This window comes from Streptomyces asoensis (genome assembly GCF_016860545.1).
GTDB classification, from domain to species: Bacteria; Actinomycetota; Actinomycetes; order Streptomycetales; family Streptomycetaceae; genus Streptomyces; species Streptomyces asoensis.
In genome coordinates this window covers 3,046,160-3,069,729 of the sequence record NZ_BNEB01000005.1, presented here as the reverse complement: position 1 = coordinate 3,069,729, position 23,570 = coordinate 3,046,160, and the positions used below count along the sequence as shown (strand labels likewise).

The following is a 23,570-nucleotide window of genomic DNA, read 5'->3' as shown; positions in this document are numbered from 1 at the left end:
GGGCGGCAGCGGGGGGTACGCCTACGCAGGTGGGGATCGATTGTCACCGTTTCGCTACAGGCGCGGCCCGTCAGGTCTGCGGTGGTCCGGGGGCCGTCCCGCCCGGGGGCCGGCCGCGGCGGGGCAGCGGGCCCGCCTCGCCCGGCAGGCGTCCCGCCTCCTTCAGTGCCTTGCGCAGCAGGAACTCGATCTGCGCGTTCGCCGACCGCAGTTCGTCCGAGGCCCAGCGGGCCAGCGCGTCGTGCACCAGCGGATCCAGCCGCAGCAGCACCTGCTTGCGCTGCTGCGGCCGACGCTGGGGGGACGGGCCCCCGGCGGGATCGCTCACTGGTAGAGGGTCCCGGTGTTCAGTACCGGCTGGGGCGCCCGGTCCCCGCACAGCACCACCATCAGGTTGGACACCATCGCCGCCTTCCGTTCCTCGTCCAGTTCCACGATGCCCTGCTCGGCGATGCGCTGGAGCGCCGCCTCGACCATGCCCACGGCCCCGTCCACGATCTCCCTGCGGGCCGCGACCACGGCACCCGCCTGCTGGCGCTGGAGCATCGCCGAGGCGATCTCGGGAGCGTACGCGAGATGCGTGAAGCGGGACTCGATGATCCGCACGCCGGCCGCCTCCACGCGCGCGTGCAGCTCTATCGCGAGCTTCTCGGTGATTTCCTCGGCGTTGCCGCGCAGCGACAGGCCGTCCTCGTCGTGCGAGTCGTAGGGGTACTCGATGGCGATGTGCCGCACGGCGGCCTCGGTCTGGGTGGCGACGAACTCCAGGAAGTCGTCCACCTCGAAGCTGGCCTGCGCGGTGTCGCGCACGTTCCACACCACGACCGCGGCGAGCTCGATCGGGTTGCCGTAGGCGTCGTTGACCTTCAGGACGGCCGTCTCGTGGTTGCGGACCCGGGTGGAGATCTTCTCGCGGGAGGTGAAGGGGTTCACCCAGCGCAGCCCGTCCTCGCGGATGGTGCCGCGGTAGCGGCCGAAGAGCTGCACCACCCGTGCCTCGCCGGGCGAGACGGTGTTCAGCCCGCACATGGCGAGGAACGCGGCCAGCCCGACCAGGATGCCGAGGGTGATCAGCGCGGCCTTGGGCCCGGTCGCGGTCACGGCGGTGGCGCCGGCGATCATCCCCGCGCCCGCCAGCAGCCCGGCGAGGCCGAACAGCAGCGCGAGCCCGCCGGCCACGCTGCGCGCGGGGAACTCCTGCACGCGCGGAGCGGGCATGGCGGGCGCGTCGACGGCGTCGGCGGTCTCCGTGGCGGTTGCGGTCTCCGTGGCGGTGGCCGAGGGGTGGTCGGGTGCGGACATGAGGGATCCCCCGTCTTTCGTGGTCGGCCGCGCTAGCGGCCATCTAGCTAAGTGATATCACTTTAGCGTCTCGCGGCAACCCTGTGCCACTCTCGTACGTCGGATCCGGTGGGGAGTTCGAACGGTTCCCTCGTCGGGGGTGCTGATTCTCACCCCCCGCGAAGGCCGGGCCGGGACCCCTTCGTCATGGACAGCGGTGTTAGCTTTCTGAGCTGACCTGCCCCTGCCCCCGGGCACTGGTGTGACTGCCGAGTAGGAAGCGGAGCGAGCGGACTCATGGGACGAGCGGACGAGAGACGAGCTCGACAGCGCGGTGGGCGCCGCGCCGCGCCCCGGGGCCGCTCCACGGAGGCGCAGGCGACGCAGGCCGATGCGCGGACCGAGTCCGCGGCCCCCGCCGGGACCGCCACCGCGACGGCGACCCCGCCGGCGACCGGAGGGCGCGCCGCCGCCCGCAGGGGTGCCAAGAACGCAGGCAAGGGCGCCAAGGGCAAGGCCGGGAAGAAGGACCAGAGCTTCATACGCCGGCTCTTCACCTGGAAGAAGATCCTCGGCACCTTCCTCGGCCTGGTCGTGGTCGTCGTCGGCGCCTTCGTCTGGCTGTACGTGAGCACGCCGATCCCCAAGGGCAACCCCGACGCCAACCTCCAGAGCAACGTCTACGAGTACGGCAACGGCGCGATCCTCGCCCGCGACGGTGAGGTCAACCGGGAGAACGTCGATCTCGCGAAGGTCCCCAAAGAGGTCCAGCACACCTTCGTCGCCGCCGAGAACAAGTCCTTCTATACGGACGCCGGCATCGACCTCAAGGGAACCACCCGCGGCATCCTCAACACCCTGATGGGCAAGGGCGCGCAGGGCGGTTCGACGATCACCCAGCAGTATGTCAAGAACTACTATCTGACCCAGGAACAGACCGTCACGCGCAAGCTGAAGGAACTGGTCATCTCCCTCAAGCTGGACCGGGAGAAGGACAAGGACTACATCCTGGCCGGGTACATCAACACCAGCTACTACGGCCGCGGCGCCTACGGCATCCAGGCCGCCGCCCAGGCCTACTACCGCGTCGACGCCGACAAGCTCACCGTCCCCCAGGGCGCCTACCTCGCCGCCCTCCTCCAGGCGCCCAGCCAGTACGACTGGACCTCCGCCAGCGACACCGGCAAGAAGCTGGTCACCGCCCGCTGGAACTACGTCCTCGACAACATGGTCGGGCAGGACTGGCTGGACAAGTCCAAGCGCGACGCCATGACGTTCCCGGTGCCCAAGGACCCCAAGGCCGCGCCCGGCAAGGAGGGCCAGGTCGGCTACCTCGTCGACGCGGCCAACACCGAGCTGGCGAAACAGCTGGTGGCCCAGGGCATCGCCGACGACTACGAGTCGGGCATGGCCCTGGTCAGGCGCGGCGGCTGGAACATCCAGCTCAACATCGACAAGAAGAAGCAGAAGGCGCTGGAGGCGGCCGTCAAGGACCAGCTGACCAGCAAGCTGGACAAGAAGAAGCGCCCGGTCGACGGCGACGTCCAGGCCGGCGCGGTGTCGGTGAACCCCAAGACGGGCGCCGTGGAGGCGATGTACGGCGGTACGAGCTACACCGACCACTACCTCAACAACGCCACCCGCACGGACTACCAGCCCGCCTCGACCTTCAAGCCGGTCATCCTGGCCGCGGCCTTCGACGAGGCCGCCAAGACGCAGGACGGCGAACAGATCACCGCCAACACGATCTACGACGGCACCAGCAAGCGCCCCGTCGTCGGCAGCGACATCGGCTTCGCCCCGGAGAACGAGGACGACCAGGACTACGGCGACGTCACCGTGCAGACGGCGCTCAACAAGTCCATCAACTCCGTCTTCGCGCAGATGGGTGTCGACGTCGGCATGCCCGAGGTGCTGAAGGTCGCCGCCAACCTCGGCATGGACACCGCCGACCTGAAGGCCGTGCCCGCGCAGACCCTCGGCACCATGGGCGCGAGCCCCCTTCAGATGGCCGGCGTCTACGCCACCCTCGACAACCACGGCAAGCAGGTCACCCCGGCGCTCATCAAGTCGGCGGAGAACAGCGCCCACCCGTCGTTCAAGCACACCGCGCCCATCGGGGAGCAGGTCATCAGCCGGGAGGCCGCCGACTCGGTCACCTCGGTGCTCACCGGCGTCGTCGACGACGGTACGGCGAAGAAGTCCGTCCGGGACAACCCGATGCGCAAGGGCCAGAAGGTCGCGGGCAAGACGGGTACCTCCGACAACAACAAGTCGGCCTGGTTCAGCGGCTACACCCCCGACCTGGTCACCTCGGTCGGCCTCTTCGGCGAGTCCGCGAAGGCCCCGCACCCCCAGGTTCCGCTGACCGGCGCGACGAACGGCCTGACCTCGGACGCGGGCCGGGTCAACGGCGGTGGCTTCCCCGCCCAGATCTGGGCGGCGTACACCTTCGGTGTCTCGACCAAGGTCACCAAGTTCGACCTGGAGACCGACCAGGGCGCGGCGGTCCAGACCGCGTCGCCGTCGCCGTCCGCCTCCCCGTCGACGAGTTCCTCCCCGTCGTCGTCGCCGTCGACGAGTTCGTCCCCGTCGTCGTCGCCGTCGAGGAGTTCGTCCCCGTCCGCGTCGTCGAAGCCGAGCACGTCGCCGTCCAGCACGCCGACGGGCGACACCTCCACGGAACCGACCCCGGACGATCCGTCGACCGGGACCGAGGATCCGGCGGACCCGCTCTTCGGCGGCGGCCAGTAGCGAAGGCCGGCGGGGGAGCGGACAGCACCCCCGCCGGCCCGGAACGGGAAGAGGGCGTCCGGAGATCTCCGGACGCCCTCTTCGCGCGCTCGCCGCGCTCTGCCCGCTCTCAGTTCCGGTTCAGCTCGAACCAGACCACCTTGCCGGTGCTCAGCCGGGTGGCTCCCCAGCGCCGGGCCAGCCGGTTGACGAGATACAGCCCGCGGCCGCCCTCGTCGGTCGCCCGGGCCTGCCGCAGCCGGGGCAGCTGCGGCACGTCGTCGCCGACCTCGCAGCGCAGCACGTCCGTCTTCAGCAACCGCAGGGTCACCGGCCGCGTGGCGTACCGCACCGCGTTGGTGACGACCTCACTGACCAGCAGCTCCACGGAGTCCGTCAGGTCCTCCATGTCCCAGCGGGACAGCGCGTGCCGGGCCAGCCGGCGGGCCCGGCCGGGAGCCGCGTCCTCCGGTTCCAGGCTCCAGTACGCCACGTCGCTCGGCGCGATCCCGTCGAACCGGGCGGCGAGGAGCGCGATATCGTCGTCCCGGTCGCCCGGACCGAGCATGTCGAGCACCTCGTCGCACAGCGCCTCGAGCGGCGGCGGATGATCGGGTCCGGTCAGCTGGGCCGTCGCGGCGAGCTTCTCCCGCAGCTGCTCTATGCCGGTCGCCACGTCCCGCAGCCGGGACTCGACCAGCCCGTCGGTGTACAGCAGCAGCGTCGCGCCCGCCGGGGCGTCGAGCTCCACCGCCTCGAAGTCGACCCCGCCCACGCCGATCGGCGCGCCGGGCGGCACCCGCAGCACCTCGGCCCGGCCGCCCAGGTGCAGCAGGACGGGCGGGGGATGCCCCGCGTTGGCGATGGTGATGCGGTGCGCGACCGGGTCGTACACCGCGTACAGGCAGGTCGCCATGCGGTCGGTGCCCAGTCGCTGGGCCTGCTCGTCGAGATGGTGCAGGACCTCCTGCGGAGGCAGGTCGAGACCCGCGAGGGTCTGGGCCGTCGTCCGCAGCTGCCCCATGATGGCCGCCGAGGTCATGGAGTGCCCCATGACGTCGCCCACCACCAGTGCCACCCGGCTGCCCGGCAGCGGGATGGCGTCGTACCAGTCGCCGCCCACCCGTGCGGTCTCGGCCGCGGGCAGGTAGCGCGACGCCAGCCGGACGCCCGTGGGCCGCGGCAGGGTCTCCGGCAGCATGGTGCGCTGGAGCTCGTCGGCGATGTACGCCTCACGGTCGTACAGCACCGCCTTGTCGATGCCCAGGGCGCTGTGCGTGGCGAGCTGGGCCGCCACCAGCAGGTCGTCGTTCTCGAACGGGATGCGTTCCGGGCGGCGCAGGAACACCGCGGCGCCGATCACCCGCCGGCGGCCGCGCAGCGGGGCCAGAACGGCCCGCTGGCCGCCCGGGACGGTCAACGTGCTGTCCTCGCCCAGCAGTTCGGGGAGCGCGGCCCGAGCGGCCGGATGGTCGGCGAACACCGGGCGCACCCCGCGCAGCACCTCGGCGAGCGCCCCGCCGGGCCGCACCTCGCACATGTCCCCGACCGACGCCGACAGTTCGGCGGTCAGTTCCGCCGGCTCCGGGGGCGGCAGGGCCAGCGCGGCGAAACCGGTCTCGGTGTCCCGCTCCTCCGGGATGCGGTCGGTGCGCCGCAGCCGCAGCATGATGCGGTCCGCCGCGGGCCGCTCGTCGCCCACCGGCAGCGGGTCGCGCAGATAGACGAGGATCGCGTCGGAGAAGGTCGGCACGGTCGCCCGGCACAGCCCCATCACGATCTCGTCGAGATCCAGGCCGCGGGCGATCCGGCGGGTCGCCGCGCCCACGAAGCGCAGCCGGTCGCCGTCGCGCCGCATCGGTGTGGGCCGGCCGGGCGTCACCGCCCCGCCGGCGCGGCGGTCCTGTCCGTCGGGCCCGCGGTCCGGGCGCGCGTCGGCGCCCGGCTGGGCCGGGATGGACTCCGCCGCGGGCCGCGTGCGGTGGTCCCCGACGTCCGGCTTCGTGCGCGCGGGAGGTGTTCCCATCGCCTCGTCGGACGCCGACGGCTGGGAATGCTCGGTGCCGGGACCGGCCTCCGAACCGGCAGCGTCCGTTCCCCTGGCTCCCTGGCCGCCCATGCCACCCTTTCCGCCCTTGCCGCACGGCGTCGTCGTACCCGAGGCATCGGGCGGTAAGGCGGACGGACCCTGGGCTGGCGCCTGGGTATGCAGCAGTGCCCCACGGGGGTCCGTGGGGTCGACGCCCTGGGGGCGTTCGTAGGAGGTGGGCTGCTCCGTCACGCGTGTCGAATCCGTCCGTCCGGGGCTGCGCGCCGCGCGCGCAGTTGGTCCCGCAGGAAACCCGATACCCGGAATACGTGCCCCCGGAACGGAATTCCCGCGTGGTCAGAGGTTGTTCCTGTGTCACCGGTGGACCGCACGCGGCCCTGGGGGCCGACGCCGAGCGTCCCGCCGGTCGTGCCGTACCCCTCGCTCACGTCCTGCCGCCCCTCGGTGACGTTCGGTCAGACCCGGCGTCTGCTCCGGGAGTTACTGCCAGCGTGCCTTGCGGAGGACGATCCTACGTTTGTTGCCCGGGGGCGCATCAAGGGTCTCATGTGGACATGTGCGCGGGCGTACGGTCCCAGTCCTCCGGCAGCAACGGTACGGCCCAGGAGGCGTCCGGGCGCCAGTGCTGCCAGCCCTCGTCGAACGGAGGTCCCCACGCCCGGATCACCTCCACCGCCCTGCGACCCGCCTCCCGCACCTGTGCGGCGACCGCCGCGTCCATCAGTCCGTCCTGCTGGGCCTGCGCGAACTCGTCCTCGTCCCGCACTTCCCAGCTGCGGTCCGGGTAGACGCACAGGTCCAGGAAATGGTCCTCGGAATCCACTCCGCCCTCCCAACGGGACAGCGGCTCCTCCAGGTTGACGTACCAGTTCTTGAACTGCCAGCCCGGCTCCCAGAACAGCCACACCGACCACGGCTCGCCGGGCCGGACGACCTTCAGCACGCCGGTGCCCAGCCAGCGGCCCCGCTGCACGGTACGCGGCTTGGTGTACCGGGTGTGCAGCGGCTCCTGGTGCAGCGGCGTGCCGTCGGCGAGCACCGGCTTGACGCACTCCGTGCCCGGGGCCAGCCACACGGCGAGCAGTTCCTCGTCGTCGCGCACGACGGTGACCGGCCGGGCGATGTGGACACGCGGTCCGCCGTTCTCCCGGTAGCGCCACAGGATTCTGCTCCCGGGCTCCCAGAACGCCCCCGCACCACCCGTTCCCACGCGTCTCACCACTCCACCGTCTGCCATGCACAGATATTAGGTGCCATGGGCATACGACGCTGCGGCGCGCGTCACGGTTCTCGCGCCGGGGGCGCGAACGGACGCGGGTCTTTACGGGTGTGTCATCCGCAGGACATCCAGGGCCTCGTCGAGCTGTTCGATCGTCAGGTCGCCCCGCTCCACGTACCCGCCCTCGAGCACCACCTGACGGATCGTCCTGCGTTCCGCGAGCGCCTTCTTGGCGACCTTCGCGGCCTCCTCGTACCCGATGTACTTGTTCAGCGGGGTGACGACGGACGGCGAGGACTCGGCGTACTCCCGGGCCCGCTCGCGGTGCGCGACGATCCCGTCCACGGTCCGGTCGGCGAGGAGGCGCGACACGTTGGCGAGCAGCCGGATCGACTCCAGCACGTTCTTCGCGATCACCGGCAGCATGACGTTGAGCTCGAAGTTGCCCGCCGCGCCCGCCGCGGCGACGGTCGCGTCGTTGCCCATGACCTGCGCGGCGACCATCAGCACGGCCTCCGGGATGACGGGGTTGACCTTGCCCGGCATGATCGAGGAGCCCGGCTGGAGGTCGGGGAGGCTGATCTCGGCGAGGCCCGTACGCGGTCCCGAGGCCATCCACCGCAGATCGTTGGCGATCTTCGTGAGGCCGACGGCGATCGTCCTCAGCTGCCCGCTGATCTCGACCACCCCGTCCCGGGCGCCCTGTGCCTCGAAGTGGTCGCGCGCCTCCGTCAGCGGCAGCCCGGTGGCCCGGGCGACCTCCTCGATGACGGCCGCGGAGAACCCGGGGGGCGTGTTGATGCCGGTGCCGACCGCCGTGCCGCCCAGCGGCAGCTCGGCGAGCCGGGGGAGCGAGGCGTCGAGACGCTCCACGCCGTACCGCACCTGGGCGGCGTAGCCGCCGAACTCCTGCCCGAGGGTCACGGGCGTGGCGTCCATCAGGTGCGTCCGCCCGGCCTTCACCACGTCGGCGAACTCCGCGGACTTGCGCTCCAGGGAACCCGCCAGATGCTCCAGCGCCGGGATCAGGTCGCGGGTGACGGCGGCGGTCGCCGCGATGTGCAGCGACGAGGGGAAGACGTCGTTGGAGGACTGCGAGGCGTTGACGTGGTCGTTGGGGTGCACGGGGCGGCCCAGGCGCTCCGACGCGAGGGTGGCCACGACCTCGTTGGTGTTCATGTTCGAGGAGGTCCCGGACCCGGTCTGGAAGACGTCGACCGGGAAGTGCTCGTCCCAGCGGCCCTCGGCGACCTCGGCGGCCGCCTCCTGCACGGCGTCGGCGATCTCCTGGTCGACGACCCCGAGGCGCGCGTTCACCTTCGCCGCGGCCCCCTTGATCAGCGCCAGCGCCTCGATGTGCGCCCGCTCGATGCGCTGCCCCGACACGGGGAAGTTCTCCACGGCGCGCTGCGTCTGGGCCCGCCACTTGGCCTCCGCCGGGACGCGTACCTCACCCATGGAGTCGTGCTCGATCCGGTATTCGCTCATGCCCGGTACAGCGATCGGACCCCCGCGGATGTTCCGCGTCGCCCGGCCCGTCCGCCGTTCGAGGACGAGGCCCTTCCGGGGCCGCTCGGGGGTCCCGGGGCAGTGCCCCCGAGAAGGGGACGGGCACGGGCGGCGGGGGCGCGATCCGCCCCCGCCGCCCGGGGCCGCTACGCCAGGCCGGGCCCGCGCACCGGGATCGAGCTGAAGGTCGGCGCCGGCGCCGGGTCCTGGAAGAAGTCGTTGCCCTTGTCGTCGACGACGACGAACGCCGGGAAGTCCTCGACCTCGATCTTCCAGACGGCCTCCATGCCGAGCTCCTCGTACTCGACGACCTCGACCTTCTTGATGCAGTCCTGGGCGAGCCGCGCGGCCGGACCGCCGATCGAGCCGAGGTAGAAGCCGCCGTGGCTGTTGCACGCGTCCGTGACCTGCTTGCTGCGGTTGCCCTTGGCGAGCATCACCTTGGAGCCGCCGGCCGCCTGGAACTGCTCCACGTAGGAGTCCATCCGGCCGGCCGTCGTCGGGCCGAAGGAACCGGACGCGTACCCCTCGGGCGTCTTGGCCGGACCGGCGTAGTACACCGGGTGGTCCTTCAGGTACTGCGGCATCTCCTCGCCCGCGTCGAGGCGTTCCTTGATCTTGGCGTGCGCGATGTCGCGCGCCACGACGAGCGGGCCGGTCAGCGAGAGCCGGGTCTTGACCGGGTACTTCGTCAGCTCGGCGAGGATCTCGTCCATCGGCTGGTTCAGGTCGATCCGGACGACGTCGGACGAGTCGTCCAGGTGCTCGTCCGTGGTCTCGGGCAGGAAGCGCGCCGGGTCGGTCTCGAGCTGCTCCAGGAAGACGCCCTCGGCGGTGATCTTCGCGACGGCCTGCCGGTCGGCCGAGCAGGAGACGGCGATGGCGACCGGGCAGGACGCGCCGTGCCGCGGCAGCCGCACCACGCGCACGTCGTGGCAGAAGTACTTGCCGCCGAACTGCGCGCCGATGCCGATCTTCTGCGTCAGCTCGAAGACCTTCTCCTCGAGCTCCTTGTCCCGGAAGCCGTGCCCGAGCGGCGAGCCCTCGGCCGGGATCTCGTCCAGGTAGTGCGCGGAGGCGTACTTCGCGGTCTTCAGCGCGTACTCGGCCGAGGTGCCGCCCACGACGATCGCCAGGTGGTACGGCGGGCACGCGGCCGTGCCGAGCGAGCGGATCTTCTCCTCCAGGAACCTCATCATGGAGGCCTCGTTCAGGACGGCCTTCGTCTCCTGGTAGAGGAAGCTCTTGTTGGCCGAGCCGCCGCCCTTGGCCATGAACAGGAACTTGTACGCGCCGCCGTCGGCCGCGTACAGCTCGATCTGCGCCGGGAGGTTGGAGCCGGTGTTCTTCTCGTCCCACATGGTCAGCGGGGCCATCTGCGAGTAGCGCAGGTTGAGGTTCAGGTACGCGTCGTAGATGCCGCGGCTCAGGGCCGCCTCGTCGCCGCCCTCGGTGAGCACGTTCTGCCCGCGCTTGCCCATGACGATCGCCGTGCCGGTGTCCTGGCACATGGGGAGCACGCCGGCGGCCGCGATGTTCGCGTTCTTCAGCAGGTCCAGGGCGACGAACTTGTCGTTCCCGGAGGCCTCCGGGTCGTCGATGATGCGGCGCAGCTGGGCCAGGTGGGCCGGGCGCAGGTAGTGCTGGATGTCGTGGATGGCCTCCTCGGCGAGCTTGCGCAGCGCCTCCGGCTCCACCTTGAGGAACGTCCGCCCGTCGGCCTCGAAGGTGGAGACACCCTCGGCGGTCACCAGCCGGTAGGGGGTGGTGTCCTCTCCCATGGGAAGCAGATCGGTGTATGCGAACTCAGGCATCTCGCCCATTCCTCACTCGACGGACAGCGGGCCCGCCATCTCCGGCGGGCGCCCACCAGCGTAGGACCTGCCGCCGACGGGGAGCCTGTGAGGTAAGGCTCAGTAGGGGCGCACTCCGTCCGCGACGGGGACTATCGCGATCTATCGTGTGTGGGTAGGCTGGTCCCGTGGACCTTCAGAAGCAGACCGCCGCCCCCACACCGCCGTCCGCGCTGCGCGCCTCGGACGCCGACCGCGACCGCGTCGCCGACATCCTCCGCGACGCCCTGGCGGAGGGCCGGCTGACCGCCGACGAGCACGCCGAGCGCGTCGAGGGCGTCCTGGCCGCCAAGACGGTCGGCGAGCTGGAGGAGTTCGTCCGGGACCTGCCCGCCGCGCACGAGCGCCGCGCCGCCCCCGCCCCCAGCAGGCCCACCGCGGGCGCGATCCCCGCCGACCCCGACGACAACGTGGTGGCCGTCTTCAGCAGCGCGGTCCGCCGGGGCCGCTGGCGCGCGGGCCGCCGTATCCACGCCTACGCGGTCTTCGGCAGCGTCGAGATCGACCTCACCGAGGCCCTCTTCGAGTACCAGCAGGTCGTGATCAAGGCGATCTCGGTCTTCGGCAACGTCGAGGTCCGCGTCCCGGAGAACGTCTCGCTGCGCGGCACCGGCGGCGCCGTGCTCGGCAACTTCGAGGTGGACGCGCTCGATTCGCCCCAGCCCGACGCCCCGGTGGTCTACGTCGACGGCTGGGCCGTGCTGGGCAACATCGAGGGGCGGCCCAAGCGCGGCAAGCTCGTCGCGGACATTCTCGACCGGGTCCAGAACAAGGTCGACCGGAGTTTGCGCAAACACCTGGGCCATTGACGGCCGTGAACTCCGCGCACGGGTCACCGGGGCGGCCGGCTGGTCCCCGGGGGCGCGCGGAGGGAGGGAACTCAGTGCATAGGCGCGCGCACAGCGGGTAGGCCTGCTGCATCGTCTCTCGCTCGCGAAGCCGTCGTCAGGAGTAGACCCGTGCTGCAACCGCCGCATTCGTCCCTGCAGGTCGCCGCTGTTCCGGCCCAGCGGGTGCCAGCGCGCGACAGGGACCAAGACGCTCCCTGGCATACCGAGGCGGTGTGCCGACGCGACGAGGCAGGCCTGTTCTTCGCCCCCTCCAAGGAGCCCACGGCCGCCCGGCTCTCCCGCGAGGAAGCCGCGAAGCGGGTGTGCGCCCGCTGTCCCGTCATGGTGGAGTGCCGCGAACACGCGCTCCTGCAACCCGAGCCCTACGGCGTGTGGGGCGGCCTCACCGCCGCCGAACGGCGGGTGGCCCTCGCCCGGCGCCGTCGCCGTGACGTGGAGCTGAAGAAGGCGGCCCAAGCGGCGGGCCGCATAGCCCAGGCGGGGTAGCCCGCGTCCGGTCGGCCGCCGCCCGGGCGGGCCCGGCCGGACCCGCCCCGAGGGCCCGGAGAAGACGAGGGGCGCCCCCTCCGCACCGGGGGCGCCCTGTCTCTTCGCCCGTCAGGGCGCGGCGACCGCCGGCCTGTCACGACGGGCGCGCGGCCGCTTTCTGGCCCGGACCGCTCCGGACCGCTCCGGGCCGCCGCCCCCGCACCGCACCGCGGGAGCGGCCCCCGGCGGCTACTTGGCCCGGTCGAAGTCCACGGCGCTGTAGGCCCGCAGCTTGCTCAGCCGGTGCTCGGAGTCGATCCGCCGGACCGTGCCCGACTTCGACCGCATCACGATCGAGTCCGTGGTCGCGGTCTCCGACCGGTACCGCACGCCCCGCAGCAGTTCGCCGTCGGTGATGCCGGTGGCGACGAAGAACACGTTCTCGCCGGTCACCAGGTCCTCGGTGGTCAGCACGCGGTCGAGGTCGTGCCCGGCGTCGATCGCGCGCTGCCGCTCCTCGTCGTCCTTGGGCCACAGCTTGCCCTGGATGACACCGCCCAGGCACCGCACGGCGCAGGCCGAGATGATGCCCTCGGGGGTGCCGCCGATGCCGAGCAGCAGGTCGATGCCGGTGCCCTCGCGCAGCGCCAGGATCGAGCCGGCCACGTCGCCGTCGGAGATCAGCTTGATGCGCGCACCGGTCGCCCGGATCTCCTCGATGATGCCCGCGTGGCGGGGGCGGTCCAGGATGACGACGGTGACGTCCTCGGGCGTGGCCCGCTTGGCCTTGGCCACCCGGCGGATGTTGACCTCGACGGGCGCGTCGATGTCGACGAACTCGGCGGCCTCCGGGCCGGTGACCAGTTTGTCCATGTAGAACACGGCGGACGGGTCGAACATCGCGCCCCGCTCGGTGGCCGCGAGGACGGCGATCGCGTTCGGCATGCCCTTGGCCGTCAGCGTGGTGCCGTCGATCGGGTCGACGGCGATGTCGACCTCGGGCCCGGTCCCGTCACCGACGCGCTCGCCGTTGAAGAGCATCGGGGCCTCGTCCTTCTCGCCCTCGCCGATGACGACCACGCCGTTCATCGACACGGTGGAGACGAGGGTCCGCATGGCGCGCACCGCGGCGCCGTCGGCGCCGTTCTTGTCGCCGCGTCCCACCCAGCGGCCCGCGGCCATGGCGGCGGCTTCGGTCACCCGGACGAGTTCCAGGGCGAGGTTGCGGTCCGGGGCCTCGGAGGGGACATCGAGTTCGGACGGCAAGTGATGATGCTCGGTCATCGGAGCGCACCTTTCTGACTGATACGACGACGGCCGGATGAGGGTTCGAACCCGACTCTATCGTCAGTCCGACAAAATGAGCAGGGGACCCCACGGATGAGCGCCTCGGGCACCTGCGACGATAGGGGCGTGGCAGGTTCGAACGGCAAGCAGAAGACGGCCCGCGACATGATCCTCTCCCTCGGGGTGATCATGATCGCCGCCTGGGTCATATACCTCTTCGTCCCGCACGACGATCGCCCTCGCGACGTCCAGCAGGTCGACTACCGCGTCGAGCTCCTCACGGCGCGCCGCGCGGCGGCGTACCCGGTGGCCGCGCCCGAGGGGCTGCCGGACACCTGGAAGGCGACCTCGGTCCGCTTCAAGAGCGATGCCTTCGACGCCTGGCACCTCGGTTTCCACGCTCCCGACGGGGAGTACGTGACCATCGAGCAGTCCACTCAGGAGCGCGCGAAGTTCGTCGACGCGGCCAGCCAGGGCTCGACCGCGACCAAGGTCACCGAGCAGATCGGCGGCCGCACCTGGATCCGCTACACGGGCGGCCGCTACGACGCCCTGGTCCTCCAGGGCAGCACGGCGGGCTCCACCACCGTCGTGGCGGGGACGGGCGGCTTCGCCCAGCTCTCGGTGATGGCCGGAGCGCTGAAACTGTCGTGAGCGCCCCCTGAGCGCGACCTGCGCCCCTGACACGCGAAGAGGCCCCGGCGGATGTGCCGGGGCCTCTTCGCGTGTCGGTGCCGCGTGCCGGTGCGCGCTCAGACGGTGGTGACGACCTCGTCGTACGCCAGGCGCGGGGAGCGCGGGTAGGAGGCGCCCTCGCCGGGCTTGCCGATGTTGACGACCATCAGCGGGGTGTGGTCGTCGTCCAGGAACTCCTTGCGCACGCCTTCGAGGTCCACACCGGTCATCGGGCCGGCGGCCAGACCGGCGGCGCGGACGCCGATGATGAAGTACGCGGCCTGGAGGGCGGCGTTCAGCGCGGCGGCACCCTCACGGGCCGGACGCGTGCTGAAGAACAGGTCCTTGGCCTGCGGGAAGGCCGGGAACAGGGTCGGCAGCTCCTCGTGGAACTCGTTGTCCGCGGAGAGGATCGCGACCAGCGGGGCGGTGGCGGTCTTGGCCTGGTTGCCCTCGGCCATGTGCCGCACCAGACGCTCGCGGGCCTCGGGGGAGCGGACCAGGGTGACGCGCAGCGGGGTCTGGTTGAACGCCGTCGGCCCGTACTTGACCAGGTCGTAGATCGCCTGGACCTGCTCGTCGGTCACCGGCTCGTCGGTGAAGGTGTGCGCGGTGTGGGCCTCGCGGAACAGCAGGTCCTGGGCGGCGGCGTCAAGAACGAGAGACATGCGGGATCTTCCTCGGGGGTGGCGTCCGGGTCCCGTACCGGACCGCGGTCCGGATAGGCTGACGGCACCGACAGTACGCGGAGAAGGTTAAAAGTTCAACAATGCCTCCGACGGGGTGACCCGCCTCACGGCCCGGCCCCGCTCCGCCGCCCGGCCCGGTGCAGGGCCCTGCCCCGGTTCACGCCCCCTGGCCGCTCTCCTCCGCCTCATCCTCGTCCGCGAGCGCCGCGTCCAGCCGTGCCCGGGCGCCCTCCAGCCAGCGCCGGCAGACCCGGGCCAGCTCCTCGCCCCGCTCCCACAGGGCCAGGGACTCCTCCAGAGTCGTCCCGCCGGCCTCCAGCCGCCGTACGACCTCGATCAGCTCGTCACGGGCCTGCTCGTACCCGAGGGCCTCGTCCGTCTTGCTCGTCATGCGCTCATTCCCGGTCGTCGTTGTCGTCTGCTGCCTGGTCGCCGGACCGGACGCGGCCGCCGACGTCCTCGGTCCGGACCGTGAACTCGCCCTCGGCGACCCGCGCCCGCAGCGTCTCGGCGGCCGTCACCTCGGCCGGGTCCCGGACCACGTGCCCGTCGGCCTTCTGGAGCACCGCGTACCCGCGCTTCAGCGTCGCGGCGGGCGACAGGGCCACCACGCGCGCGTGCGTGTGCGTCAGTTCCGAGTCGGCACGGTCCAGGAGATGCCCGAGCGTGCGCCGCGAGCGGTCGGTCAGCGAGGAGACGTGATCGGCCCGCTCGTCGACCATCCGGTGCGGATCCTGCATCACGGGCCGCGCGAGCGCGTGGGCCAGCCCGCGTTCCTCACGCTCCAGGAACGCCTGCGCGCAGCGCCGCGCCCGCCCCCGCAGCATCCGCACCCGCTCCAGCTCCTCGCCCACGTCCGGGACGACCTTCTTCGCGGCGTCGGTCGGCGTCGAGGCGCGCAGGTCGGCCACATGGTCGAGCAGAGGACTGTCCGGCTCGTGCCCGATCGCCGAGACGACCGGTGTGCGGCAGTCGGCGACCGCCCGGACCAGCCGCTCGTCGGAGAACGGCAGCAGATCCTCCACGCTGCCGCCGCCGCGCGCGACGATGATCACGTCCACCTCGTCCAGGGCGTCCAGCTCCTTCACCGCCTGGACCACCTGCGTCACCGCGTGCACCCCCTGGACGGCGACGTTGCGCACCTCGAAGCGGACGGCGGGCCAGCGGTGCCGGGCGTTCTCCAGGACGTCCCGCTCGGCGGCGGACGCCCGCCCGCACACCAGCCCGACCAGCTGCGGCAGGAAGGGCAGCGGCTTCTTCCGCGCGGGCGCGAACAGGCCCTCCGCGGCCAGCGACTTCTTCAGCTGCTCGAGCCGCGCCAGCAGCTCGCCGACGCCCACCGGCCGTATCTCGACGGCCCGCAGCGACAGCTGGCCCCGCGGCGCGTACCACTCCGGCTTCGCGTGGACGACGACCCGCGCGCCCTCGCCGACGACGTCCGCGACCGCCTCGAAGACCTGCCGGAAGCAGGTCACGCCCACCGAGATGTCCCGCGCCGGGTCCCGCAGCGTCAGGAAGACCACACCGGCCCCCGGACGCCGCGACAACTGGGTGATCTGCCCCTCGACCCACACCGCGCCGAGCCGGTCGATCCAGCTCCCGATGAGCCGCGAGACCTCGCCGACGGGCAACGGCGCGTCCGCGGACGTGTTCACAGCCATGCGCCCGAGACTATCGGCCGCCACCGACAACCCCGGTGACCGTTCGGCGAAGGCCGGGCGACGGACGCCGGGCGCGGCCGGACGCACCCTTACGATGGGACACATGACTGCTTCGCCTGGCCGCCGCCGTGTCCTGCTCGCCGCTCCCCGGGGCTACTGCGCGGGCGTCGACCGTGCCGTGATCGCCGTCGAGAAGGCCCTGGAGCAGTACGGGGCGCCGGTCTATGTCCGGCACGAGATCGTCCACAACAAGTACGTCGTGCAGACGCTGGAGCGCAAGGGCGCCGTCTTCGTCGAGCGGACGGAGGAGGTCCCGCCGGGCAACATCGTCATGTTCTCCGCGCACGGAGTGGCCCCCGTCGTCCACGAGGAGGCCGCGCGCGGGCGCCTGGCCACCATCGACGCGACCTGCCCCCTGGTCACCAAGGTCCACAAGGAAGCCGTCCGCTTCGCCCAGGAGGACTACGACATCCTTCTGATCGGGCACGAGGGCCACGAGGAGGTCATCGGCACCTCGGGCGAGGCCCCCGACCACATCCAGCTCGTCGACGGCCCCGAGGACGTCGCCAAGGTCGAGGTCCGCGACCCGTCGAAGATCGTGTGGCTCTCCCAGACCACCCTCTCCGTCGACGAGACCATGGAGACGGTCGACGCCCTCAAGGAGAAGTTCCCCCAGCTCATCTCCCCGCCCAGCGACGACATCTGCTACGCCACGCAGAACCGTCAGCTCGCCGTGAAGCAGATGGGCGCGGAGGCCGAACTGGTCATCGTGGTCGGCTCGCGCAACTCCTCCAACTCCAAGCGGCTCGTCGAGGTCGCCAAGCTCGCCGGCTCCCGCGAGGCCTACCTGGTCGACTTCGCGAGCGAGATCGACGAGGCGTGGCTGGAGGGCGTGACCACGGTGGGCGTCACCTCCGGCGCCTCCGTCCCGGAGGTCCTCGTCGAGGAGGTCCTGGCCTGGCTCACCGAGCGTGGCTACGGGGACGTCGAGCTCGTCAAGGCGGCCGAGGAGCACATCACCTTCTCGCTGCCCAAGGAGCTGCGGCGCGACCTGCGCGAGGAGGCGGCCGCGCTGGCCGCCGGGCGCGGCGGCAGCGGCGCCCCGTCCGCCGCCGGGGCGTCCGGCGCGGTGGACGACGGGCCCGCGAAGGCCTGACGGACACCTCGGCCGAGTGACGGTCAGTCGATCGTCGTAACGTAGGGCCATGCAGATCTTCGGCGTGGACATCGGCGGATCCGGGATCAAGGGCGCCCCCGTGGACCTGGACAAGGGCGACCTGGCTCAGGAGCGCCACAAAGTGCTCACCCCGCACCCGGCCACGCCCTCGGGCGTGGCCGACGGGGTGCGGGAGGTCGTCGAGCACTTCGGGTGGACGGGCCCGGTGGGGCTGACCTTCCCGGGCGTGGTCACCGGCGGCTCCACGATCCGTACGGCGGCGAACGTCGACAAGAGCTGGATAGACACCGACGCGCGCGCCCTCTTCAGCGAGCGGCTGGGCGGGCTGCCGGTGACGGTGGTCAACGACGCGGACGCGGCGGGCGTCGCGGAGATGTCGTTCGGCGCCGGGCGCGACCGCAGCGGCACGGTCATCCTGCTGACCTTCGGCACGGGCATCGGCAGCGCCGTCTTCTCCGACGGCGTGCTCGTCCCCAACACCGAGCTCGGCCACCTGGAACTGCACGGGCACGACGCCGAGAAGCGCGCGTCCAGCAAGGCCAAGGAGGACGGCGAGCTGACCTGGGAGCACTGGGCCCGCCGGGTCAGCAAGTACCTCGCCCACGTCGAGATGCTCTTCTCGCCGGAGCTGTTCATCGTCGGCGGTGGCGTCAGCCGCAAGTCCGAGAAGTTCCTGCACCTCATCGAGGGCATCCGGGCGGAGATCGTCCCGGCCCAGCTCCAGAACAACGCGGGCATCGTGGGAGCAGCGATGCGGGCGGCCAAGCCGGAGTAGGCACGGCCCGGGGGCCGGCGCACTCGCGGGCACGGCCGGAGCAGTACGGCTGGAGCGGGTGCGGCCGGAGCGGCACGGCCGGATCGGGCGCGGTCGGAGCAACCACGGGCACGGCGCTGTCCGTCGCCCCCCGGGTGCCCCGGATGCCCGCCGGTCGGTGCCCGGAGTCCGGTGCCCGGAACCCGTCGTCCGTGGGTGCCGCCCGCTGCCTCAGGGGCGGCTCGCGGCGCGGCGGCGGGCCACCGCGCGGCGCACTCCGCGGCCCAGGACGACCACCCCCGCCGCGAGTGTCCCGGCGTACAGCCACCCGACCTGGGTGGCCAGCGCCGTCACCAGCCCCATCATCCGCGCGCCGAATCCGTGCCCGCCGTCCGCCACGGGCAGGAGCCCCACGGCGAACGCGATCGGCACCACCACGGGCGCGGACAGCAGGTCGCTCGCGCGCACCCACAGGGCGGTCAGCAGGCACACCGGCAGGAACAGCACGCCGTACACCGTCAGCGAGCCGCCGAACAGCAGCAGGTCCAGGCCGCCGAGGGCGAGCATCAGCACCCCGCTGAAGAGCCCGCCGCCCAGTCCGGTGAGCCGGGGGTTCGGCATCCGGCGCGCGCTGCGGACCGCTCCCGCGGCGGCCGGCGCGGGCCTGCGCCCTGCGGGGACGGGCCGGCCCGTGCCGGGCCGCGGGGCGGCGGGCCGGCCGGCCTGCGGGCGCACGGCGGCCCGGACCGCTCTGTCCCCGGGGCGCGGTGGCCTGCGGTGCGGGTCCCGGCCGGCCTGCGGGGGCAGCGGCGGCGGGGGCGGGGCGTCCCGGCGGGCGCCTCGGGTCCGGGGTCGCGTCCTGTGTTGCTCCACCGCACCAACTTAGGTCGTTTTATGTGCCGAATCGGGTGTCGGACACGCCGTGCGGTGGAGCCTGGCCAAGCGTTCGAGAGGTCCGCCGGGCCGGTGCCCGGCACGCCGTAAACTGGTGGACCGGTCAGCTCTCTGGCCCCTGGCCCTCTCACTCCGGGAACGGGCCCCTCGGCCCTCTCACCACGGGAAGTCGCAACGTGTCGCTCACGATCGGAATCGTCGGTCTGCCGAATGTCGGCAAGTCGACCCTGTTCAACGCCCTGACCAAGAACGACGTGCTGGCCGCCAACTACCCGTTCGCCACGATCGAGCCGAACGTCGGCGTGGTCGGCGTCCCGGACGCCCGTCTGACGAAGCTGGCCGACATCTTCTCCTCGCAGCGGATCCTCCCCGCGACGGTGGACTTCGTCGACATCGCCGGCATCGTGAAGGGCGCCTCCGAGGGCGAGGGCCTCGGCAACAAGTTCCTGGCGAACATCCGCGAGTCCGACGCGATCTGCCAGGTCATCCGCGCCTTCAAGGACGAGAACGTCGTCCACGTCGACGGCAAGGTCTCGCCCAAGGACGACATCGAGACGATCAACACCGAGCTGATCCTCGCGGACCTCCAGACGATCGAGAAGGTCCTGCCCCGCCTCCAGAAGGAGTCGCGGATCAAGAAGGACGTGGTGGCCAAGGTCTCGGCGGTCGAGGCGGCCAAGGAGATCCTGGAGAAGGGCGACACGCTGTTCTCCGCGGGCATCGTCCAGGGCTCCGGCAACGAGGAGCTCCTGCACGACCTGCACCTGCTCACCACCAAGCCCTTCCTCTACGTCTTCAACGTCGACGAGGACGAACTGGTCGACGAGGACTTCAAGGCCGAGCAGCGCGCGCTGGTCGCCCCGGCCGAGGCGATCTTCCTCAACGCCAAGCTGGAGCAGGACCTCGCCGAGCTGGACGACGAGGACGCGATGGAACTGCTGGAGTCGGTCGGCGCCGAGGAGCCCGGCCTCGCCACGCTCGCCCGCGTCGGCTTCGACACCCTCGGCCTCCAGACGTACCTGACGGCGGGCCCCAAGGAGTCCCGCGCCTGGACGATCAAGAAGGGCGCCACCGCCCCCGAGGCCGCCGGCGTCATCCACACGGACTTCCAGAAGGGCTTCATCAAGGCGGAGGTCATCTCCTTCGCCGACCTGGTGGAGACCGGCTCGGTCGCCGAGGCCCGCGCCAAGGGCAAGGCCCGCATGGAGGGCAAGGACTACGTCATGCAGGACGGCGACGTGGTGGAGTTCCGCTTCAACGTGTAGCCGACGGCGTCTTCACGCCGCCGGTCCGGCGAAGGCCAGGTCGCGCAGGGCCCGACTCCTGGGAGTCGGGCCCTTTGTCAGTACCTGGCGGATCGAAGGCTTCCGGCAGGGACCGGCGCGCCCCCGTCGTACGAGCGGGCGCGGCTGGGAGCTGTCCGCGAAGCGTCCGCAGGACACCGGTGAGCGCCTGTCTCGCGGGAAGATCGCCGAGGACGCATTCTCCGTTCCGTCACCGCTGGTGAGGCGCTTACGATGCGCGCAGTCGTACAACTGCCTGAATCGTCCGAACCAGGAGCACGGTACCCGTGTCCATACCCCCGCCCTCCGGGCCGCACCGGCCCCAGGACCCGTACCAGCCTCCGCAGCCGCAGGGCCCGTATCCGCAGGACCCGTACGCCTCGCCCGCGCAGGACCCCTATGCGCAGGGGCCGTACGGTCCGGGGCCGGTGGGCCCCTATCCGCAGGCTCCCTACGGGGCCGCGGCCTACCCGGTCTGGGGCCAGGGATACACGCCCTACGGCCGGCCCTCGCCGGTCAACGGCGTGGCCATCGCGTCGCTGGTGCTCGGCGCGCTCTGCTTCCTGCCGGCCGTCGGCCTGGTCCTCGGGATCGTCGCGCTGGTGCAGATCCGCAAGCGGGGCGAGCGGGGCAAGGGCATGGCGATCGCCGGCTCTGTCCTGTCCGGCGTAGGACTCGCGCTGTGGATCCTGATGCTGGCCACGGGCGGCAGCTCGGACTTCTGGGACGGCTTCAAGGAGGGCGCGCGCGGCAGCTCGAGCTTCGCGCTCGCCAAGGGCGACTGCTTCGACGTCCCGGGCGACACCTTCGAGGAGGACGTCTACGACGTCGACGAGGTCGACTGCTCCGGTGAGCACGACGCCGAGGTGTTCGGCACGGTCCCGCTCACCGGCAGTGACTTCCCGGGCGACGGCCGGGTCACGGACGTGGCCGAGGACAAGTGCTACAAGCTCCAGAACGCCTACGCGATGGACCCCTGGGCGCTGACCGACGAGGTGGACGTCTACTACCTCACCCCCACCGCCGACAGCTGGAGCTGGGGCGACCGTGAGATCACCTGCGTCTTCGCCAACGTGGACGAGTCGGGGACCCTCACCGGCTCGCTGCGCGCGGACGTGACCACGCTCGACGCCGACCAGTTCGCCTTCCTCGCGGCGATGGCCGCCGTGGACGAGGCGCTCTTCGCCGAGCCGGAGGAGTACGCCGACGAGGATCTCGCGGGCAACCGCGCCTGGGCCCGTGAGACGAGCGAGGTGACCGGTGATCAGGCGGACCGGCTGGACGGCCATCTCTGGGAGACGCCGGTCCGCGAGCAGGGTGTGGCGGTCCTGGTGAAGGACATGCGGGACGCGGCCAAGGAGTGGGCGGCGGCGGCGAAGGCCACCGACGCCGACGGCTTCGACGAGCACTACAGCGCGGCCTACGAGTACGTCGACGGGGCCACGACCGTCACCGCCCGCAAGGCTCTGGGTCTGACCACCACCGTGCCCGACCATGACGAGGGCTCCGGCAGCGGTGGCGAGGGTACGGGCGACAGCGGCGGCGACCGGGACCTGGATGTGTGATCGCGCCCCGAGCGGGGAGAAAGTGCCTGGGTAAGGCGTTTCGCGGGCAGACGTCATCACATCGAGTGATTCCCTGGCCTTTGCTTGCACGGTACAACCCACGGTTGCCAGGCTGTAGCTGTCTGTACAACCTGATGGGAGTGGCCAGTGACATTCGGTGACCAGCCGGCGTACCTGCGCGTCGCGGGTGATCTCCGCAAGAAGATCACCGACGGGTCGCTGCCACCGCACACCCGGCTCCCCTCCCAGGCGAGGATCCGCGAGGAGTACGGGGTCTCCGACACCGTCGCCCTGGAGGCGCGCAAGGTGCTGATGGCCGAGGGGCTGGTCGAGGGCCGCTCCGGTTCGGGCACGTACGTGCGCGAGCGGCCGGTGCCGCGCCGGATCGCGCGCTCGGGCTACCGCCCCCTCAGCGGGGCCACGCCGTTCCGGCAGGAGCAGGCCGAGGCGCACGTCCGGGGCACGTGGGAGTCGAGCAGCGAGCAGACCGAGGCGGGGGTCTCCGTCGCCGAGCGGCTCGGCATCGCGTCCGGCGACCGGGTGATGTGCACCAGGTACGTCTTCCGGGAGGCCGGGGAGGCGATGATGCTCTCCACCTCCTGGGAGCCGCTGGCCGTCACCGGCCGCACCCCCGTGATGCTGCCCGAGGAGGGGCCGCTCGGCGGCATGGGCGTCGTGGAGCGGATGCGCGCCATCGACGTCATCGTCGACAACATGACGGAGGAGGTCGGCGCGCGGCCCGGGCTCGCCGAGGAACTCCTTGCCCTGGGCGGGGTCCCGGGGCACGTGGTGCTCGTCGTGCAGCGCACCTACTACGCCTCGGGCCGCCCGGTGGAGACCGCCGACGTGGTGATCCCGGCCGACCGCTACCGGGTCGCCTACCACCTGCCGGTGAAGTAGCCGGCCGCGCGGCCGGCGGGCGGGGGCCGCCGGTGGCCGGGAGGCGGAAGTACCGCCCGGGGCGGTAGCGCACTTGCCGGGGCGGCGCACACCCTTCCGGCAGTTGCCCCCGGTATCCGCCCGCCGGGAGCCCCGCCGGACGCCGTCGGAATCCGGTCGTTTCCGGATGTTCCCGCAGGTCGCCCGCCGGACGCCCCGCACCCCGCCGACCGGAGGCATCGCGGCGCGCGGACGGCGCGTTCGGTCCCGCGCGCCCCCTGCGTCTTGGCTGGTTGCGTACCTCTTTGTGCAAAGTCGTGTTCGCTGCGTAAAGGTAAGGCGTACGCTCGGGCATATGCGGATTGCGGTTTCCTTGGCAGGCGGGGCGTCAGGCGCGCCGCGGACGGGATCCGGGCGGGCAGGGGCGAGAAGGGGGCGTGGGACGCGATGAACGACAGCACCATCTCTCTGCCCTGGCACGTCATAAGGCAGGACGACAACGGCAACCGCTACCGGGTGGGCCGGTACGCGAGCCGGGCCGAGGCCCAGAAGATCGCGGACAGCCTCGACAGCCGAGGCCACAAACAGCTCTACTGGGTCGAGCGCATCGGCCAGGGCCAGCCGCACGAGCAGGCCCAGACGCAGACCCCGGCCCAGGCCCATTCCCAGGCCCACCCTCAGGCGCGGGCGCAGGGGCCGAACGGGGACGGCACCCGGAACTGACGCGCCGCCCGGTCCCGTA

20 protein-coding genes and 1 pseudogene are annotated in these 23,570 nt (G+C 71.8%); 10 read left to right on the top strand and 11 right to left on the bottom strand.

Annotated elements, in window-relative coordinates:
• Positions 1-70: 70 nt before the first annotated feature.
• Both Saso_RS36055 and Saso_RS36050 read right to left on the bottom strand, forming a co-directional pair.
• On the bottom strand, positions 71-328 hold the full coding sequence (locus tag Saso_RS36055; RefSeq protein WP_189920183.1) for a type II toxin-antitoxin system antitoxin: 258 nt from the start codon (positions 326-328) through the stop codon (positions 71-73).
• Complete coding sequence (locus Saso_RS36050) at positions 325-1,302, bottom strand: SPFH domain-containing protein (protein WP_372442535.1); 978 nt, start codon at positions 1,300-1,302, stop codon at positions 325-327. The genes Saso_RS36055 and Saso_RS36050 overlap by 4 nt, the downstream gene beginning before the upstream one ends.
• A 276-nt stretch (positions 1,303-1,578) precedes the next feature.
• Here Saso_RS36050 and Saso_RS36045 point away from each other — a divergent pair, with 276 nt between their 5' ends.
• Positions 1,579-4,035, top strand: coding sequence for a transglycosylase domain-containing protein (locus Saso_RS36045; RefSeq protein ID WP_189920181.1), 2,457 nt, complete (start codon positions 1,579-1,581; stop codon positions 4,033-4,035).
• A gap of 109 nt (positions 4,036-4,144) precedes the next feature.
• Here the strand turns inward: Saso_RS36045 and Saso_RS36040 are convergent, their stop codons facing one another.
• From Saso_RS36040 to Saso_RS36025, 4 genes are all read right to left on the bottom strand, one after another.
• Positions 4,145-6,295, bottom strand: coding sequence for an ATP-binding SpoIIE family protein phosphatase (locus Saso_RS36040; protein WP_189920179.1), 2,151 nt, complete (start codon positions 6,293-6,295; stop codon positions 4,145-4,147).
• Between the two features lie 313 nt (positions 6,296-6,608).
• Positions 6,609-7,301 carry a cytidylyl-2-hydroxypropylphosphonate hydrolase gene (gene fomD / locus Saso_RS36035; RefSeq protein ID WP_189920177.1) on the bottom strand — a complete coding sequence of 231 codons (693 nt, stop codon included), beginning with the start codon at positions 7,299-7,301 and terminating at the stop codon, positions 6,609-6,611.
• A gap of 84 nt (positions 7,302-7,385) precedes the next feature.
• Positions 7,386-8,771 (bottom strand): class II fumarate hydratase, encoded by a 1,386-nt coding sequence (locus Saso_RS36030; RefSeq protein WP_189920175.1) that lies wholly within the window; start codon positions 8,769-8,771, stop codon positions 7,386-7,388.
• A 167-nt stretch (positions 8,772-8,938) separates the two neighbouring features.
• Positions 8,939-10,606 (bottom strand): fumarate hydratase, encoded by a 1,668-nt coding sequence (locus Saso_RS36025; protein WP_189920173.1) that lies wholly within the window; start codon positions 10,604-10,606, stop codon positions 8,939-8,941.
• 167 nt (positions 10,607-10,773) lie between these two features.
• Here Saso_RS36025 and Saso_RS36020 point away from each other — a divergent pair, with 167 nt between their 5' ends.
• Positions 10,774-11,454, top strand: a complete 681-nt coding sequence (locus Saso_RS36020; protein WP_189920171.1) for a DUF1707 SHOCT-like domain-containing protein — start codon at positions 10,774-10,776, stop codon at positions 11,452-11,454.
• 150 nt (positions 11,455-11,604) lie between these two features.
• Positions 11,605-11,982 (top strand): WhiB family transcriptional regulator, encoded by a 378-nt coding sequence (locus tag Saso_RS36015; protein ID WP_189920169.1) that lies wholly within the window; start codon positions 11,605-11,607, stop codon positions 11,980-11,982.
• Positions 11,983-12,213: 231 nt separating this feature from the next.
• Here Saso_RS36015 and glpX read toward each other — a convergent pair whose 3' ends face one another.
• Positions 12,214-13,248 (bottom strand): class II fructose-bisphosphatase, encoded by a 1,035-nt coding sequence (glpX, locus tag Saso_RS36010; RefSeq protein ID WP_189920166.1) that lies wholly within the window; start codon positions 13,246-13,248, stop codon positions 12,214-12,216.
• Positions 13,249-13,377: 129 nt separating this feature from the next.
• Between glpX and Saso_RS36005 the strand changes: the two genes are divergently transcribed.
• Positions 13,378-13,905, top strand: a complete 528-nt coding sequence (locus Saso_RS36005; protein WP_189920164.1) for a DUF4245 domain-containing protein — start codon at positions 13,378-13,380, stop codon at positions 13,903-13,905.
• 98 nt (positions 13,906-14,003) lie between these two features.
• Here Saso_RS36005 and Saso_RS36000 read toward each other — a convergent pair whose 3' ends face one another.
• The 3 genes from Saso_RS36000 to xseA all read right to left on the bottom strand — a co-directional run bounded on the left by Saso_RS36000 (position 14,004) and on the right by xseA (position 16,276).
• Positions 14,004-14,594, bottom strand: coding sequence for a malonic semialdehyde reductase (locus Saso_RS36000; protein WP_189920163.1), 591 nt, complete (start codon positions 14,592-14,594; stop codon positions 14,004-14,006).
• A gap of 178 nt (positions 14,595-14,772) precedes the next feature.
• Entirely contained in the window at positions 14,773-15,006 is a 234-nt protein-coding gene (locus Saso_RS35995) for an exodeoxyribonuclease VII small subunit (RefSeq protein WP_189920160.1), read from the bottom strand.
• A 4-nt stretch (positions 15,007-15,010) separates the two neighbouring features.
• A complete protein-coding gene (gene xseA, locus Saso_RS35990) occupies positions 15,011-16,276 on the bottom strand; it encodes an exodeoxyribonuclease VII large subunit (protein WP_189920159.1) in 1,266 nt (421 codons plus the stop codon).
• Positions 16,277-16,379: 103 nt separating this feature from the next.
• On the opposite strand from xseA, the gene Saso_RS35985 reads away from it, so the two are divergent.
• Positions 16,380-17,432, top strand: a complete 1,053-nt coding sequence (locus tag Saso_RS35985; RefSeq protein WP_189920157.1) for a 4-hydroxy-3-methylbut-2-enyl diphosphate reductase — start codon at positions 16,380-16,382, stop codon at positions 17,430-17,432.
• Between the two features lie 49 nt (positions 17,433-17,481).
• Positions 17,482-18,228, top strand: a complete 747-nt coding sequence (gene ppgK / locus Saso_RS35980) for a polyphosphate--glucose phosphotransferase (RefSeq protein WP_189920155.1) — start codon at positions 17,482-17,484, stop codon at positions 18,226-18,228.
• 210 nt (positions 18,229-18,438) lie between these two features.
• On the opposite strand, the gene Saso_RS35975 is transcribed toward ppgK, so the two are convergent.
• Positions 18,439-19,080, bottom strand: coding sequence for a DUF6542 domain-containing protein (locus tag Saso_RS35975; RefSeq protein WP_189920153.1), 642 nt, complete (start codon positions 19,078-19,080; stop codon positions 18,439-18,441).
• Positions 19,081-19,277: 197 nt separating this feature from the next.
• Between Saso_RS35975 and ychF the strand changes: the two genes are divergently transcribed.
• The 4 genes and pseudogenes from ychF to Saso_RS39205 all read left to right on the top strand — a co-directional run.
• Complete coding sequence (gene ychF / locus Saso_RS35970; protein ID WP_189920151.1) at positions 19,278-20,366, top strand: redox-regulated ATPase YchF; 1,089 nt, start codon at positions 19,278-19,280, stop codon at positions 20,364-20,366.
• A gap of 305 nt (positions 20,367-20,671) precedes the next feature.
• Positions 20,672-21,949 carry a DUF4190 domain-containing protein gene (locus Saso_RS35965; protein ID WP_189920149.1) on the top strand — a complete coding sequence of 426 codons (1,278 nt, stop codon included), beginning with the start codon at positions 20,672-20,674 and terminating at the stop codon, positions 21,947-21,949.
• 147 nt (positions 21,950-22,096) lie between these two features.
• Positions 22,097-22,849, top strand: a complete 753-nt coding sequence (locus tag Saso_RS35960; RefSeq protein ID WP_189920147.1) for a GntR family transcriptional regulator — start codon at positions 22,097-22,099, stop codon at positions 22,847-22,849.
• A 426-nt stretch (positions 22,850-23,275) separates the two neighbouring features.
• Positions 23,276-23,443, top strand: a pseudogene (locus Saso_RS39205) (SPOR domain-containing protein); the annotation flags it as partial.
• Positions 23,444-23,570: the final 127 nt, after the last annotated feature.

Coding starts and splice junctions, on each gene's coding strand:
- glpX (WP_189920166.1), bottom strand. CDS start 13,248: ATGACCGAGCATCATCACTTGCCGTCCGAACTCGATGTCCCCTCCGAG.
- Saso_RS36025 (WP_189920173.1), bottom strand. CDS start 10,606: ATGCCTGAGTTCGCATACACCGATCTGCTTCCCATGGGAGAGGACACC.
- xseA (WP_189920159.1), bottom strand. CDS start 16,276: ATGGCTGTGAACACGTCCGCGGACGCGCCGTTGCCCGTCGGCGAGGTC.
- Saso_RS36045 (WP_189920181.1), top strand. CDS start 1,579: ATGGGACGAGCGGACGAGAGACGAGCTCGACAGCGCGGTGGGCGCCGC.
- Saso_RS36030 (WP_189920175.1), bottom strand. CDS start 8,771: ATGAGCGAATACCGGATCGAGCACGACTCCATGGGTGAGGTACGCGTC.
- Saso_RS35985 (WP_189920157.1), top strand. CDS start 16,380: ATGACTGCTTCGCCTGGCCGCCGCCGTGTCCTGCTCGCCGCTCCCCGG.
- Saso_RS36050 (WP_372442535.1), bottom strand. CDS start 1,302: ATGTCCGCACCCGACCACCCCTCGGCCACCGCCACGGAGACCGCAACC.
- fomD (WP_189920177.1), bottom strand. CDS start 7,301: ATGGCAGACGGTGGAGTGGTGAGACGCGTGGGAACGGGTGGTGCGGGG.
- ppgK (WP_189920155.1), top strand. CDS start 17,482: ATGCAGATCTTCGGCGTGGACATCGGCGGATCCGGGATCAAGGGCGCC.
- Saso_RS36000 (WP_189920163.1), bottom strand. CDS start 14,594: ATGTCTCTCGTTCTTGACGCCGCCGCCCAGGACCTGCTGTTCCGCGAG.
- Saso_RS35995 (WP_189920160.1), bottom strand. CDS start 15,006: ATGACGAGCAAGACGGACGAGGCCCTCGGGTACGAGCAGGCCCGTGAC.